The organism is Chryseobacterium daecheongense (genome assembly GCA_027920525.1).
GTDB classification, from domain to species: domain Bacteria; phylum Bacteroidota; class Bacteroidia; order Flavobacteriales; family Weeksellaceae; genus Chryseobacterium; species Chryseobacterium proteolyticum.
On sequence record CP115858.1, the window covers coordinates 717,414 to 733,264 of the forward strand.

Sequence of the window (15,851 nt, forward strand, 5' to 3'; positions counted from 1 at the left end):
AAGTTATGATTCTTAATTTTTAACTCGTAACTAAATTACTATCTTTGCAAAAATATTTAGAATGAGCAGAGATAATAATAAATCAGGGAAACCACAAAGACCAAGAATTTCAACCAGAAAAAATTCTGATGATTCTCGTGCTTCTAAATCTGGAAATTCTTCAAGATCAGGTTCTTTCAAGAAATCTTTTCCTAAAGCAGGAGAGAGAAATTTTGACCACAAAAGCAGCAGTTCGAAGTTTAAGAGGAGTGAGGAAAGTTTTGAAGGACGTGCTGAAGAAGGTAAATCAAAACCTGAGAGAACACCTTATATTACCAATCAAAGTGAAGGACGAGAAAAAAAGACCTATGGAAAACCAGGTCCTAAAAGAGGAGGGAAAAGCTTTGATGCAAGAGATAAATATGAGAGAGGTAGCTTAAAATATGGTAGAAGACCTTCATCGGGCAATGACAGAGATGAAGATAAGGCAAGATCTTTTGTACAGAAAAGAAGATTGAGCAAGATCGAAAAAGATGTCCATAAAGATACGATCCGTCTTAACAAATATATAGCCAATTCAGGAATATGCAGCAGAAGGGAAGCAGATGAACTGATCACACAGGGTCTTGTAGAAGTAAACGGAAAAGTGGTTACTGAAATGGGCTATCAGGTTCAGAAAAGTGATAAAGTAGTTTTTGACGGACAAAATATTACTCCTGAAAAACCTGTTTATGTCCTTCTGAATAAACCGAAAGGATATATTTCCACTACAAAAGATGATAAAGCCAGAAAAACGGTAATGGATCTTGTTGCAAATGCGTCTCCTTATCGTGTGTTCCCGGTTGGAAGACTGGACCGTTCCACGACAGGCGTTATTCTTTTAACAAATGACGGACATATGACCAAAAAACTGACACACCCGTCTTTTGATGCTAAAAAGATCTATCATGTAACACTGGACAAAAAACTGACACATGAAGATATGAAACTGATTGCTGAAGGTATCCGTCTGGATGAAGGCGTTGCTACGGTAGATCAGATTTCGTTTATTGAAGGAAAGCCTAAAAATGAGGTAGGAATTGAGATCCATATCGGATGGAATCGTGTTATAAGAAGGATATTCCAGAGATTAGGGTATGAAGTGGAAGCTTTAGACAGGGTGATGTTTGCCGGTTTAACAAAGAAAAATATCAAAAGAGGTCATTGGAGAATTCTTACGGAATTAGAAGTTAACAATTTAAAAATGCTTTAGAAATTAGTTTTTAATTGATCTAGAAGGTTTTTAAACTGAAAAATATAGGCGTGGTAAAAGAATTACCACGCTTTTTTATTTAATACCATTTAGTAAAAACTATTTGTGTCATTTATATTGATTTCATTCCGGTGTAATCGAAATACAAAAAGCACAGTTATTAACTGTGCTTTTTATTTTTATGATAATAAAAGACTATCCTAAAACAGTAACTCCCTTCTGGATCATTTCGTAAATGGCGTCTCTACCGTTATCCGGTTTTACATTAACCGCGCGTGTTCCGTTAAAATGAAGGCAGGTAACATATCCGTTTGCTACAGCATCTGTACAGGTGAACTTTACACAATAATCCATTGCCAGACCGACGATTTCCAATAACTGAATGTCATGGTATTTTAAGAAATCATCCAATCCGGTCTTCATAAAATGATTATTGTCCTGAAAACCGCTATAAGCATCAATTTCGGTATTCTTTCCTTTTTGAATAATGTGGGTTACTTTATCCCTGTTAAGATCTTTATGAAAATCTGCTCCGAAAGTTCCCTGGATGCAATGATCCGGCCACATAAATTGCGGAACACCACCTAAAATAATACTTTCTCCTACTTTTTTTCCATTGTTGCTGGCAAAACTTTTATGGTCTGCGGGATGCCAATCCTGGGTTAAAACAATTTGGTCATATTCGTTTTCCTCCATTAAAAGATTGATATAAGGAATAATTTCATTAGCTCCCGGAACCGCTAAAGCTCCACCTTCACAAAAATCATTCTGAACATCTACTATTATTAGTGCTTTTTTCATATTTAAATCTCGAATTTTTGATAAATTTACAAAAACTAATACTCAAAAAATTGTCCAAACACGAATTATCGGACAAAACGACACTTTATGAAAGAATTCACCATTGTCAATGGATGAGTTCATCACAGAAAATGGTCCTTGATTATAGATTAAATTTTTAAATAATTAATTTCCATCCCAACAGACTCATTCACCTGTAAAATTAATAATCCGGTTCGGGTGTAAACCAAATATCAATAGTTTATCTTTGCAGCAAATATGTATTTATGTCATTTGAGTCTTTGGGATTATCGCACAATATTATTCAATCTGTCAAAAAGCTAGGCTATTTAAAGCCATTTCCAATTCAGGAGCAAGCTATTCCTGTTATTTTACAGGGAAAGGATTTGATGGGAATTGCACAAACCGGTTCCGGAAAGACCGCTTGTTTTGTGATGCCTATTTTAGAAAAATTACAGAATGCAGAAGTTAAGAAAGACCGTAATATTCAGGTTTTGATATTGGTTCCTACGCGTGAGCTTGCAATCCAGATTGATGAAGTTTTCAGAGCCTTTACCGGAAACCTGAAACGTGATATCCGTACGATGGCAGTATATGGTGGAGTTTCTATCAACCCTCAGATGAAAGGAATGTTCGGAGTAGAAGTCCTTATTGCGACCCCAGGACGTTTATTGGACCTGATAGAACATAAAGCTTTGAGCATTTCAGAAATAAAGCACCTGGTGATTGATGAGGCAGATAAAATGTTCCAGCTTGGATTTGGTGACGAAATGAATAAGCTTTTTGCTTTAATGCCGGCGATGAAACAAACGACTATGTTTTCAGCAACTGTAGATGATAAAGTTTCTGAAATAAAAGAACGTTTATCCCATAATCCCGTTATTATTGAAATAAAAAAGGAAGCAGTTGAAATTGATAATATTGAGCAACTGGCTTATCATGTTTCTCCTGAACATAAAGGGCCTTTCCTGCGTTATTTAATCAAAGAGAAAAAGGTTGAAAAAGCTTTGGTATTTGTATCTTCAACAAAGTCAGCAGATAATCTGGTTGAAAAGCTTAAAAAGAATAAAATTAAGGCAGTAGCCATTCACAGTCAGAAGTCACAGGGTGCCCGACGAAATAATCTGGAAGAGTTCAAGGTAAACGGTGCTCAGATTTTGGTTGCTACGGACTTACTGGGACGAGGCATTCATATTGAGTCTTTGCCTTGTGTGATCAATTATGAGCTACCACGTTCACCCTTGGATTATATTCACCGTATCGGAAGGACGGGACGAGCCAATGAAAAAGGTACCGCCATTTCAATCCTCACGGATGATGAGTTGCAACATTTCAGGGTTATTCAAAAGAAAATGGGTAAAAAAGTGACATTGCAAAGGACGGAAGGAATCGATCTTCACGGTTATTAGAAACAATAAAAACGCTTCAATTTTTTTTTAAGAATTGAGGCGTTTTATTTTATCCCGTTAATCCCTATTTTTTTGTTGGCTGATAGCTTTTCTTGTAGTAATTTTAGAAAAAATTCCGGAAGGGCAAAAACCTTTGTGTTATTTATTGAAAGGATGAAGAACATATTAACCACGATAATTAAAAATGAGCAATTTAGAATTAAAAAAATATCCGATCGGACCATTTGAAAAGCCGGAAAGCATCGATGATATCCAATTGGATGAATATATAAAAGTGATCAAACACTTTCCTGCCAAACTGAAAAATCTGATTGAAAACTTTTCGGATGATCAATTGGATACCCCATATCGGGAAGGAGGATGGACAGTAAGACAGCTTGTCAATCATATTGCAGACAGCCATATTAATAGTTTCATTCGTTTTAAATTGGCTTTAACGGAAAATAATCCAACCATAAAACCTTATGAAGAGGCAAAATGGGCTGAGCTTCAGGATAGCAGAAGTTCTCCTGTGAAACCTGCAATGAGAATGATCAAAGGAACTCACGAAAGATGGTATATCCTCCTTAAAACACTCACGAATAAGCAATTCGAAAGAACATTTCATCATCCTGAAAACCATCAGGATTATGACCTTAGAAGCTATCTGGCATTTTATAGCTGGCATTGCAATCATCATTTTACTCATATTGAAAATCTGAAGAAGGAGAGAGGTTGGTAAAAAAGAGTCTGCATAACCGAATCTATTTTGATGAGATCCTCAACAGGGTTTCCATGCTTACTGAAAATTCTCCAAGAAAATGGGGTAAGATGAATGTTGCTCAAATGTTAAAACATTGTGACCTTATTCTTGGCATTGCATTGGGAAAAACCTGGCTTTCCACTATCAATCCCTTTTTTGAGACAATAGGAGTGCTCACTAAAATAGAAATGCAGTTCTTTAATAACGGAATTCCCCGAAATATGCCTACTTTTAGAAAACTTATCGTTAATTTTGAATGTGATTTTACTGAGGCCAAAAGAGGACTCTTAGAAACAATGAATGAGTATTGGGAATGTTATACCCAAGATAACCTGCCGGAAAAGCATGTCCTTTTTGGAAAAATGGGAGAGAAAGACTGGGGTTTTCTGGAGTATAAACATCTCGACCATCACCTAAAACAATTTAATGTATGAGTTTTTTTGATAAAATATTTGGCGGAAAAGAAGAGAAACCGGAACAGAAATCTTTCTGGAAAAAAATAGAATCCGAGGAAGATCTCGCAGAAGCTATAGAAAGATCATACCATAACAAGGTTGCCATATTCAAACATTCTACCAGTTGTTTTATCAGTAAGACGGTGCTCAGGAATTTTGAATCGGAAATTAATGATGCCGGTACCAATGCAGATTTATATTTTCTTGATTTGCTGGCATACAGACCTATTTCCAATAAGATAGCAGAAGATCTTGATGTAACCCATCAAAGTCCTCAACTGATTGTAGTAGAAAACGGAAAAGCCGTAAATAATGCTTCGCATCAGAATATATCAATAACCCAAATCGCACAATGAAGAATATTAATAACTACCTAGCTCAGGTTTTAAATGTTCCCACAGAACAGGTTAATGGCTGTAGCTTGCACTATGAAGTAAAAAAAGTTCAAAAGAACCAGTTCCTTCTGCAATACGGCGAAATTTGCCGCTATGTATTTTTTGTAGAAAAAGGGCTTTTAAAGATGTATTCGATCGATAAGAACGGAAAAGAACACATCATACAATTTGCCCCTGAAAGCTGGCTGATTTCTGACCGTACCAGTATTTACTTTAACGAACAATCGGTGTATTATATAGAGGCTGTGGAGGATTCCGAAGTTTTATTTCTTCATCCGGACTTTTTTAACAAACTGGTCTCCCAGTTTCCGGACAGTGCAGAAAGACGGGATATTCTTTTACAAAAGCACGTCAGAAGTCTTCAGGACAGGATCAGCTCATTATTAGGCGAGACAGCGGAAGAAAGATATCTTAAATTCATTAAAATGTACCCGGATTTATTATTACGGGTACCACAATGGATGATCGCATCTTATTTAGGAATTACCCCTGAAAGCCTGAGCCGTGTAAGAAAGGAATTAGCGAGGAAAAACTTTGTTGTTGATTAAGATTCCCTCTCAATCATTTTAGCCATTTTTCCTACCTCTATTAGCTTTTGTTGGGTTTCTTCTGACCAGGGAAGCCCGATACACATTCTCATACAATTTTCAAACTGATCCTGGAGACTGAACATTCTTCCCGGTGCAATGCTTATACTTCGCTTAATGGCAAGGTCGTATAATTTCCGGGTCTGTATTTTTTTATCGAATTCCACCCAGAGGGAAAGCCCTCCCTGTGGCCTGCTTGTTTTGGTTCCTTCCGGAAAATGCTGCGCAATGGTCTGGACATAATTCTGATAATTAGCCTGCAAGGTTTTCCGTAGTTCCTGAAGGTGTTTTTCGTATTTCCCGGTTTTTAAGAAATTAGCAACGGCTTCATTTACAATAGAAATAGAAGAGGTGGAATGAAGAAGTTTGAGTTTGAGGATTTTGTCTTTGTACTTTCCGGGAGCAATCCATCCTACACGATAACCCGGGGCAAGCGTTTTTGAGATAGAGCTGCAATACAAAACATTTCCTTCTGTATCAAAGGACTTACAGCATTTCGGACGGTGTGTTCCGAAATAAATATCCCCGTACACATCATCTTCAATAAGCGGAATGTTATTTTCGGCAAGAAGTTTTACGACTTCTTTTTTATTTTCATCAGACATACAGCTTCCTAAAGGAGTATTGAAATTAGGGATCAATAAGCAGATGTCAATTTTAGGAATAGCTTTTTTCAGGGATTCGATTTCAATTCCATGGGCAGGATGGGTAGGCAATTCCAATACTTTAAGTCCAAAGCCGGTAGCCAGTTGTAAGATGCCCGGATAACATGGGCTTTCTATAGCTATTGTATCTCCCGGTTTTCCTAAAGCCATCAGACAAAATGACAAAGCATTCATTCCACCGTTGGTCGTCACAAGGTCATTTTCGCTAAAGTTTCCGCCCCAGGATAAAGATCTTTGGGCGATCATTCTTCTTAATTTTAAATTCCCTTGGAGTTCCTCATACTCTGCGCCTCCATATTCAAGCTCCCGTGTGGCATGGATGATTTCCTTTTTAAGTTTTGCATGCGGTAATAATTCTCCGGATGGAATTGCTATGGAAAAAAGGGTAAGATTTTTCTTTCCCATATTTTCATACACTTTACTGATGAGTTCATCGGGTTCGTTATTATTGGCAATCAGTGATGGCCTGCTGACTTCAGGAAGCGGAAGCTTTACCGAAAGTAACTGACTTACAAAATATCCGGACTGTGGTTTGGGTTCAATGAGTGACATGGATTCCAGTTCCAGGAATACACGCTTTGCCGTGTTCATGCTAATCTGATGCTCAAGGCATAATTTTCTTACCGACGGAAGCTTATCACCAGGCTTCAAAACTCCGCTTGTAATCTGTGAAATAAAACCATTGGTGATCTCTGTGTACAAAAAATTTTTACTCATATCTTAAACTGTGCTCATACAAATATACAAAACTGAGACTGTGTTTATTTATTTTTCCTCTCTAATTTTGATTTATAATAAAATATAAAATGATAACGAATAAAATTTCAAAAGATCAGGCTCTTAGCGGATGGATCAACGGATTTATCGGAGTATTGCTATTCAGCGGTTCGCTGCCGGCCACAAAATTAGCTGTAATGGATATGAACCCAATTTTCGTAACGATCGCGCGGGCAACCATTGCCGGTGTATTGGCTTTATCTGTCATTCTGATATATAAAGAAAAACGTCCGGTAAAGGAACAGATATTCCCATTAGCTCTGGTCTCATTGGGATGTGTTATTGGTTTCCCTTTGTTGTCTTCTCTGGCCCTTCAATATATTACATCTGCACATTCTATCGTGTTTTTAGGAATGCTTCCTCTTGCAACGGCTATATTCGGGGTACTGAGAGGTGGTGAACGACCGCATCCTGTATTTTGGTTTTTTTCTATTGCCGGCAGCCTTTTGGTCATAGGATATGCTGTTTCGCAGGGGATATCGGCTTCTCCTGTTGGCGATATTCTGATGCTTGCCGCTGTTGTTTTATGTGGGCTTGGTTATGCGGAAGGTGCTAAGTTGTCAAAAACACTGGGAGGGTGGCAGGTGATATCCTGGGCGCTGATACTGGCCTTACCCCTTATGATCCCTTTATTTTTCATCTATTTTCCCAACCATATTGAAACCGTGAGCGGACAGGGATGGTTTGGCCTAGCTTATATTTCATTATTCAGTATGTTTATCGGGTTTATTTTTTGGTATAAAGGACTTGCGCAGGGAGGAATTTCGAGTGTAGGGCAATTACAGCTTTTACAACCATTTTTTGGACTTGCATTGGCCGCCTATCTGCTTCATGAACCTGTAAGTATAGGAATGCTGGGAGTGACAATTGGTGTGATTTTATGTGTTGTTGGGACCAAAAAATTTGCAAAATAAAAGGTTTAAAAATATTATAACAAGAAAAGATTGCTGTAAGGCAGTCTTTTTTGTTGTATATAAATCACTCTGGTAAGGCTTTATGGTATTATAAATTAAACTTTCACACAAAAAACCTTATGATTGAAGTCATAAATTCATGAATGTTTTATCTGTAGATTTGAAATATAATTATTAAATAATCGTTCATATATAAATATGATTGATTTTTATTTAAAATTATATTATATACATCACACACCACAAAATAAAAATATTATGAAATTGATCTTATCATTAAGCATCATGGGTTTACTTATCCTGAGCTGCAAAAAAGAAAAGGAAAATCAGATGAATAACGGCGTTGACACGGTAACTACAGTTCCGGGGGATACGATGGGAGCTGTTCCTCCAGCCTCTGACACGATGACTACATCATTGCCTTCCAGAGACAGTACTGCCCAATCCGGCACAGCCACTATGCCTGCACAGGATTCTACCACAAATAAAAAGAGATAATTGTTCAAATTAACGTAAAAATTCTTTCAAGTAAATGGGTATTCGTGATATCTCACGAATGCCTTTTGTTGATAGATTTACGAAAATATTTCTATATAATAATTTGTATTTCAATCAGTTAATTAAATCATAATTAACATAAAAAATAATCAATAGGTGCAATTATTGCACTTGTAAAAGCATTGGTCCATTAAAATATTTTACTAGGGTGTTTTTGTGAACTTTGTTTATATAATAATACCAAAAACTAAATATTATGGTAATCAACGAAAACGTCTTATATTCTATGGGAGCTGAGACAAAACAATATAGTCCTTCGGATTTTATTTTTAGTGAAGGAGATTTTGCACACTATTATTATCAGATTGTAGAGGGTGAAGTAAAATTGAATAATTATAATGAAGATGGTAAGGAATTTATCCAGAACATCTTATCAGAAGGACAATGCTGTGGCGAGTCTATTCTCTTCATAGATAAACCTTATCCTATGAATGCCGAGGCATTGACGGAATGTAATATCCTGAGACTTTCTAAAAATCTTTTTTTTCAATTGCTGGAGGAATCTCCTGAGCTCTATCTTGAAATCAGCAACTTTTTATCCCAAAGGCTTTATTATAAATATGTAATGATGCAGAATATATCTTCCCTTAATCCTATAACACGCCTAAAAGGTTTGATGGACTATCTGAAGAGTTTTCATAATGACAAAAGCCCTTATTCGTTTTCTATTCCTTTAACCCGACAGCAGATGGCCAACCTTACAGGCTTGTGTGTAGAAACAGTCATACGATCTTTTAAAAAAATGGAAAAAGAATGCACCGTGCAGATTGAAAACAGAAAAATTTTGTACTAAGGTTTAGTTTTAGTATTTTTCTGGGTACAAATGGAAACAGAATGAAAACAATAAGCTGCATGAACATTGACCAGGAACTTTTATATTCTTTTGGTGCAGAAGATAGAACATATAAAAGAGGGGAATTGATTTTCAGAGAAGGTGACCATGCGCTTTATTATTTTCAGATTGCTGACGGAAAAGTAAAGCTTAATAATTATAATGAAGAGGGAAAAGAGTTTATCCAGAATATATTAGGAAAAAACCAGAGTTTTGGAGATCCATTACTCTTTCTGGATAAATTATATCCAACAAACGCAACGGCGTTAACATCTACACAAATTATAAGAATATCAAAAGAAAGCTTCCTGAAATTACTGGAAAAAAATCCAGATCTTTCTTTAATGATGAACACCTGCCTTTCTCAAAGGCTATATTATAAAATACTGATGACCCAGTATATGGCATATCAGAATCCTGTATTTAGATTGAAAGGGCTCATGGAGTACCTGAAGAGCTATTCGGAGAATGACTGCCAGTTTGAATTTCCTATAGAGCTGACAAGACAGCAGATTGCCAACCTTACCGGGTTGCGTGTAGAGACTGTTATCAGAACGTTAAAGAAAATGGAAAAAGAAAATTCTATTAAAATCGAAAATAGACGAATTTTATATTAGTAACATGATTCAAGTCATAAGAATAGGCATTTTAATCTCCTATCTTTGATATACTAATTTACAACTAAGGAATGTAATTCCTTTTCCAGAGTAAAATAATTACTCCTTTTTTTGCTGTACAATTTATTTAAAAACATCAAATCATTAATTGTTGTTCAATACTAGTCACGTCCAATAATTAATAACATCACGCAATATTAATTACAAAAAATTTAAAGTTATGAACACCAGAAATTCAAACAATCGAAGTTCAAGAGGTAATTCATCCAATGAGTCAAGATCAACACTTGAAGAAGTGTATCAATTAGGTTATGACCATGGTTATAACGATGCATCCGAAGAAGAGGATTATGATGATGATTTCTCAGATTATGAGGATTATTATGATAATGAATATGATGACGATGATGAGGAGTATGATGATGAAGATTACGACGATGAAGATGAAGATTATGAAGATGACGATTATGAGGATTATGATGACGACGACGACGATGACAATGGCAGTGGCAACAGAGGTCGTGGTAGGTCAGGAAATGGAAATCAGCAAAGAGATAGTCAGGGCCGATTTACATCAGGAAGAGGAAGAGGAGGTAGCTCTGGTTCCCGTAGCAACTCTAATTCCGGATCACGTTCCGGAGGAAGAGGGAGTTCATCAGGAAATGGAACTTCAAGAAGAGGTTTTGCATCTATGAGTAAAGCTGAGCGTACAAGAATTGCCCGTATGGGTGGTGAAGCTTCGCATGGAGGTGGAAGGTCTTCTTCGGGTTCCAGATCTGGAAATTCCGGTTCCAATAGCAGATCATCAAGCAATAGTAGTTCCAGAGGTTCAGGTTCTAGATCAAATAGTGGTAATTCCTCTGGCCGTGGGACAAATTCCGGAAACGGAAGTTCAAGAAGAGGTTTTGCTGCCATGAGCAAAGCTGAACGTACAAGAATCGCCCGTATGGGAGGTCAGGCATCTCATGGAGGTGGAAGATCTTCGGGTTCGGGATCAGGTTCCGGAAGATCAGGATTCGGAGGCAGACGTAATTCATAATTTATATTATTAATCAGATTGTCCCTTCCCTGATTGAAGGGGCAATCTTTACTATTAAACACCACACATTATGGCAACGAAAACATCAGAAACCAATACAGCTACAACAACTCCTGAAAAGAAAATAACAGTAGGAAACGCTTCTGTTAATGAAAAGGAGATGAAAGATTCTTCCCTCCATCAATTTTTCGTAAGTGCATTAAAAGATATTTATTTTGCTGAAAATGCAATTATTGATGCTCTCGAAAAAATGCAGGAAGCCGCTACGACAGAGGAACTGAAAGATGCTTTTGAAGATCATCAGTTACAGACTAAAAAACATGTAAGCCGCCTTGAAAAGGTTTTTAAATTAATCGATGAGAAGCCTGAAAAGAAAGAATGCGAAGCTATAAAAGGGATCATTAAAGAAGGAGAAGAGATTATAAAATCCACCAAAGACGGATCGATGACCCGGGATGCCGCTTTAATTATTGCAGCGCAGAAAGTAGAACATTATGAAATAGCAACCTATGGTGGCCTTGCTCAGCTCGCTATAACAATGGGACATGATAAGGCAGCGGATCTTCTGGAAAAGACCCTCGAAGAAGAAGAGGATACAGATTATACCTTAACTGAGATCGCTGAGACCTACATCAATTTTGATGCTGAGCAGGAAGATTAAACATTTACCTATATAAGCCAGATTGATGCTTCTATTGATCTGGCTTATTTAATACCTTATAGCAAAATGAATTACCAGGCGATAATCAAATCAATACAATGTGATCAGTTTAAAGAGGTTACCAATAAAGGGAAATGGCTGGAAGACAGCGCTAATGTATATGCCAAAGAAATCGGACAGAATCTTTTCCTTGTTTTTATTACGGTAAAGGATATTGATACCGAAAGCATCAGAGCCATGATTGGCCATTTTGAAGACTTTAACAGCATCGGATTAAAGGAGCCGAAACAGATCATGTTCTATCTTTCCATAAAGAACAAAGAAGATCTGCATTATTTTGACAAGTATCTGAAAGTCCCAGAAATTTAAACATCCACGGTTATGATATTTGAAAATGAAACATTAAAACATTCGGGCCTCTATGATAAAAATAATATCCTTGAGAATGAATCTTTATTTCCCGGTATCATTAATACCTATGGAGTAAGTGCATTTGTTATGAAATCTTTGGAAAAAATAAAACATAATGCCAGCTGCGGACAATTGAAAACAACACTGGATAATTATACATCAGAATGTATTGCTTCCATCACACGATATCAAAATGAAAGTTCAATAATCCATCCCAATATTCATGAAACAACAGGGAATATGAATTTTACATTATATGCTAAAACAGCTTATTATAAGGTCTTAAAAGAAGAAGAATATCTTCAGAAACTTATCAATAGTCTGGACAGAGAAATAAATCACATAGAATAACAGCTCTTCGGAGTAACACCAATCAACAATTACACTATTATGAAAAAAGATGCACAAAATAATCAAAAGATTGAACAACTGGAATCATTAAGTACCTCTAACGACAACGAAATGTTAACGACGAACCAGGGGCTTAAAATTAATGATAACCAGAATTCGCTAAAGGCAGGAGAAAGGGGACCCACCTTACTGGAAGATTTTATTCTCAGGGAGAAAATCACCCATTTCGATCATGAGCGTATACCCGAAAGAATAGTTCATGCGAGAGGTTCAGGAGCTCATGGCGTTTTTAAATTAACAAAAAGTCTTTCCCAATACACGAAAGCTAGATTCCTCAGTGAGATAGGTAAAGAAACTCCAGTTTTTGTCAGGTTTTCAACGGTTGCAGGTAGCCGGGGAAGCACAGACCTGGCAAGGGATGTAAGAGGATTTGCTGTAAAATTCTACACAGATGAAGGAAATTATGATCTGGTGGGGAATAATATGCCTGTATTTTTTATTCAGGATGCTATAAAGTTTCCTGATCTTATCCATGCCGTAAAACCGGAACCCGACAACGAAATTCCGCAAGCTGCTTCAGCACACGATACTTTCTGGGATTTTATTTCTTTAATGCCGGAAAGCATGCACATGATCATGTGGCTGATGAGCGACAGAGCCATCCCAAGAAGTTTCAGGATGATGGAGGGATTCGGTGTCCATTCTTTTAAACTGATTAATGAGGAAGGGAAATCCCATTTCGTGAAATTTCACTTTAAGCCAAGGCTGGGAGTACATTCTGTTGCATGGGATGAAGCCTTGAAAATTTCAGGTGCAGATCCGGATTTTCACAGGAGAGATCTTTGGGAGGCCATCGAATCGGGAAGTTTTCCTGAATGGGATCTGGGGGTACAGTTAGTGCCTGAAGAAGATGAGCATCGTTTTGATTTTGATCTTTTAGATCCTTCCAAAATTATTCCTGAGGAAATTGTTCCCGTAGAGATTGTAGGAACTTTAACTTTAAATAGAAATCCTGATAATTTTTTCGCTGAAACAGAACAGGTCGCTTTCCATCCCGGACATCTTGTTCCCGGAATAGACTTCAGTAATGATCCTCTGCTTCAGGGTAGGTTGTTTTCATATACAGATACCCAGTTATCCAGGTTAGGTTCACCCAATTTCCATGAAATTCCTATTAACAGATCTGTAAATACCGTACACAATAATCAGCGTGACGGCCATATGAGACAACAGATCGTTAAAGGAAAAGTAAGTTACGAACCCAATTCTATAGGAGGTGGATGTCCTTTCCAGGCTATGATGAAGGAAGGAGGATTTGTTTCTCATCAGGAGCCAGTCTCAGGAGCTAAAATAAGATCCAGAAGTAAGAGTTTCGTTGATCATTATTCTCAGGCAAAACTGTTCTATAACAGTCAATCTGATCCGGAACAGCGCCATTTGCAAAACGCTCTTATTTTTGAACTTTCTAAAGTAACCATTCCTGCAATCAGGGAAAGGTTAGTAGGTCAACTAGCATTCATTGATGAAAAGCTGGCTTCCATTGTAGCAAATAAATTAGGGGTAAAAGTTAAAAAACCTGAGCAACCCAATCAAAGTATACCGGCAGATGCGGATCCGAAAGAATTGCAAAGCGAGGAAAGGGAACCTGAAATTTCGAAATCAGAGGCCTTAAGCATGGAAAATACGGTTAAAGATACTATTAAAAGCAGGATCATTGGATTTATAATGGGGAACGGAACAGATGCTAAATCAACAACCCGGCTGAAAAACCTTCTTGAAAAGAATGGTGCTCAGGTACAGATCATAGGTCCGAGCGTAGCACCCGTGACAGCTGATGATGGTACTTCTTTTATTCCCAAGCATTCTCTCACCAGTACAAAGAGTGTATGTTTTGATGCGTTATTGCTTTGTCCGGGAGAACTGTCTGAAAAAGAGCTTTTGAGCCCTGAAAACAAACATGCAGTCCTCAACTTTATAAACGAAGCGTATCAACACTGTAAAGCTCTTTATTTTGGAGCTGGAACGGATAACCTTTATGCTAATTCTAATGTAGCTCATAAAAAGCACGAAGACCCTGCGATTATAAAAGCATCGGATCAGAATTCAGAAGATCGGTTTATCGACGCTATTGCCCGTCATAGGGTGTGGCATCTGGAAACGGAAAGGAATTCTTAGAAATTCATACTACGCACCAACAACACCATCACACCAAAATATTACATTATGAAAGCTGCAGTTTTTCACGCACCAGGTAAAATTACCTGCGACACAGTAGACGATCCCGTTATTCAGGATTCAAATGATATCATTTTAAAAGTAACCTCTACAGCCATTTGCGGAAGTGATCTTCATATGTATTCAGGGGGATTACCACAAGTTCGTCCTATGGTCATGGGACATGAATTTATGGGAATTGTAGAGGAACTGGGTAAAGGCATCACCCATCTGAACATTGGAGACCGGGTGGTTGTTCCATTCCCCGTTGCCTGTGGAGGCTGCTTTTTTTGTCAGCACGATCTGCCGGGTGCTTGTGAAAACAGTAATCCGGAACATTATGGACCAGAAGGCGGAATCCTTACCGAAAAAGGAGGAGGCTTATTCGGGTATACGGATCTTTATGGCGGTTATGATGGTGGGCAGGCACAATATGTAAGGGTTCCCTATGCTCATTTCGGACCCAGAAAAGTAGCCGATAACCTTACCGATGAACAGGTTTTATTTCTTACCGATATTTTCCCGACAGGCTATACCGGCGTTATGTGGGGCGAATTAAAAGGTGGAGAAACAGTAGCGGTCTTTGGGGCCGGACCCGTTGGTTCCATGTCGGTAAAAAGCGCCATTCTTCATAATGCCAAAAAGGTCATTGTAATTGATACTTTACAGTACAGGCTGGATCAGATCAAAAGGCTGACGGGCTGTGAAACCATTTTATGGGAAGATGTCAAAAATACCATTGAACAGATCAGGGACATGACGGACGGGCGGGGAGCCGATCTTTGCATTGATGCTGTTGGTTTCGAACCTGAAAGAGATTTGCTGGACAGGGCAAAAGCCGTCCTGAATTTTGAAAAGGGATCAATCAAGGTATTGGAGGCCTGTATGAGTGCGGTAAGACGTGGAGGAACCGTATCTATTCTGGGGGTCTATCCTGTGAATTACGATAATTTTAAACTCGGACAGATCTTTGATAAAGGAATCACTTTAAAAGCAGGACAGGCTCCTGTACATCCCATTATAGACAAACTGATGAAACATGTAGAACATGGGGAAGTAAAACTCGATGATATTATCACCCATCGTCTCGGGCTGGATGAAGTGGCCAAAGGCTATGAAATCTTCGACAAAAAAGAAGATGGCTGTGTGAAAGTCGTCCTGGACCCATGGAAAGTATGAAACACGACATGGT

18 protein-coding genes are annotated in these 15,851 nt (G+C 37.8%); 16 read left to right on the forward strand and 2 right to left on the reverse strand.

The window, feature by feature from the left end:
- Positions 1–61 precede the first annotated feature (61 nt).
- Positions 62–1,231, forward strand: coding sequence for a pseudouridine synthase (locus PFY10_02970; protein ID WBV57403.1), 1,170 nt, complete (start codon positions 62–64; stop codon positions 1,229–1,231).
- A gap of 195 nt (positions 1,232–1,426) precedes the next feature.
- Here PFY10_02970 and pncA read toward each other — a convergent pair whose 3' ends face one another.
- Complete coding sequence (gene pncA, locus PFY10_02975) at positions 1,427–2,032, reverse strand: bifunctional nicotinamidase/pyrazinamidase (GenBank protein ID WBV57404.1); 606 nt, start codon at positions 2,030–2,032, stop codon at positions 1,427–1,429.
- 266 nt (positions 2,033–2,298) lie between these two features.
- Here pncA and PFY10_02980 point away from each other — a divergent pair, with 266 nt between their 5' ends.
- The 5 genes from PFY10_02980 to PFY10_03000 all read left to right on the forward strand — a co-directional run bounded on the left by PFY10_02980 (position 2,299) and on the right by PFY10_03000 (position 5,581).
- A complete protein-coding gene (locus PFY10_02980; protein WBV57405.1) occupies positions 2,299–3,441 on the forward strand; it encodes a DEAD/DEAH box helicase in 1,143 nt (380 codons plus the stop codon).
- 184 nt (positions 3,442–3,625) lie between these two features.
- Complete coding sequence (locus PFY10_02985) at positions 3,626–4,162, forward strand: putative metal-dependent hydrolase (GenBank protein ID WBV57406.1); 537 nt, start codon at positions 3,626–3,628, stop codon at positions 4,160–4,162.
- Entirely contained in the window at positions 4,156–4,617 is a 462-nt protein-coding gene (locus tag PFY10_02990) for a DUF1569 domain-containing protein (GenBank protein ID WBV57407.1), read from the forward strand. The genes PFY10_02985 and PFY10_02990 overlap by 7 nt, the downstream gene beginning before the upstream one ends.
- The gene (ytxJ, locus tag PFY10_02995) at positions 4,614–4,994 is read left to right on the forward strand and encodes a bacillithiol system redox-active protein YtxJ (GenBank protein WBV57408.1); all 381 of its coding nucleotides are present in this window, start codon (positions 4,614–4,616) and stop codon (positions 4,992–4,994) included. The genes PFY10_02990 and ytxJ overlap by 4 nt, the downstream gene beginning before the upstream one ends.
- Entirely contained in the window at positions 4,991–5,581 is a 591-nt protein-coding gene (locus PFY10_03000; GenBank protein ID WBV57409.1) for a Crp/Fnr family transcriptional regulator, read from the forward strand. The genes ytxJ and PFY10_03000 overlap by 4 nt, the downstream gene beginning before the upstream one ends.
- Here PFY10_03000 and PFY10_03005 read toward each other — a convergent pair.
- Positions 5,578–7,002 (reverse strand): PLP-dependent aminotransferase family protein, encoded by a 1,425-nt coding sequence (locus tag PFY10_03005; protein ID WBV57410.1) that lies wholly within the window; start codon positions 7,000–7,002, stop codon positions 5,578–5,580. The genes PFY10_03000 and PFY10_03005 overlap by 4 nt on opposite strands.
- Before the next feature lie 89 nt (positions 7,003–7,091).
- Here PFY10_03005 and PFY10_03010 point away from each other — a divergent pair, with 89 nt between their 5' ends.
- From PFY10_03010 to PFY10_03055, 10 genes are all read left to right on the forward strand, one after another.
- Positions 7,092–7,976 (forward strand): DMT family transporter, encoded by an 885-nt coding sequence (locus PFY10_03010; protein WBV57411.1) that lies wholly within the window; start codon positions 7,092–7,094, stop codon positions 7,974–7,976.
- A gap of 258 nt (positions 7,977–8,234) precedes the next feature.
- Positions 8,235–8,474 carry a hypothetical protein gene (locus PFY10_03015; protein ID WBV57412.1) on the forward strand — a complete coding sequence of 80 codons (240 nt, stop codon included), beginning with the start codon at positions 8,235–8,237 and terminating at the stop codon, positions 8,472–8,474.
- 256 nt (positions 8,475–8,730) lie between these two features.
- Complete coding sequence (locus PFY10_03020) at positions 8,731–9,327, forward strand: Crp/Fnr family transcriptional regulator (GenBank protein ID WBV57413.1); 597 nt, start codon at positions 8,731–8,733, stop codon at positions 9,325–9,327.
- A 41-nt stretch (positions 9,328–9,368) separates the two neighbouring features.
- Positions 9,369–9,983, forward strand: a complete 615-nt coding sequence (locus PFY10_03025; GenBank protein ID WBV57414.1) for a Crp/Fnr family transcriptional regulator — start codon at positions 9,369–9,371, stop codon at positions 9,981–9,983.
- Positions 9,984–10,203: 220 nt separating this feature from the next.
- A complete protein-coding gene (locus PFY10_03030; protein WBV57415.1) occupies positions 10,204–11,022 on the forward strand; it encodes a hypothetical protein in 819 nt (272 codons plus the stop codon).
- 70 nt (positions 11,023–11,092) lie between these two features.
- Positions 11,093–11,683, forward strand: a complete 591-nt coding sequence (locus PFY10_03035; protein ID WBV57416.1) for a ferritin-like domain-containing protein — start codon at positions 11,093–11,095, stop codon at positions 11,681–11,683.
- A 66-nt stretch (positions 11,684–11,749) separates the two neighbouring features.
- Positions 11,750–12,052 carry a hypothetical protein gene (locus PFY10_03040; protein WBV57417.1) on the forward strand — a complete coding sequence of 101 codons (303 nt, stop codon included), beginning with the start codon at positions 11,750–11,752 and terminating at the stop codon, positions 12,050–12,052.
- A gap of 12 nt (positions 12,053–12,064) precedes the next feature.
- On the forward strand, positions 12,065–12,445 hold the full coding sequence (locus PFY10_03045) for a hypothetical protein (protein ID WBV57418.1): 381 nt from the start codon (positions 12,065–12,067) through the stop codon (positions 12,443–12,445).
- A 39-nt stretch (positions 12,446–12,484) separates the two neighbouring features.
- On the forward strand, positions 12,485–14,620 hold the full coding sequence (locus PFY10_03050; GenBank protein WBV57419.1) for a catalase: 2,136 nt from the start codon (positions 12,485–12,487) through the stop codon (positions 14,618–14,620).
- A 48-nt stretch (positions 14,621–14,668) separates the two neighbouring features.
- The gene (locus PFY10_03055; GenBank protein WBV57420.1) at positions 14,669–15,838 is read left to right on the forward strand and encodes a glutathione-dependent formaldehyde dehydrogenase; all 1,170 of its coding nucleotides are present in this window, start codon (positions 14,669–14,671) and stop codon (positions 15,836–15,838) included.
- Positions 15,839–15,851: the final 13 nt, after the last annotated feature.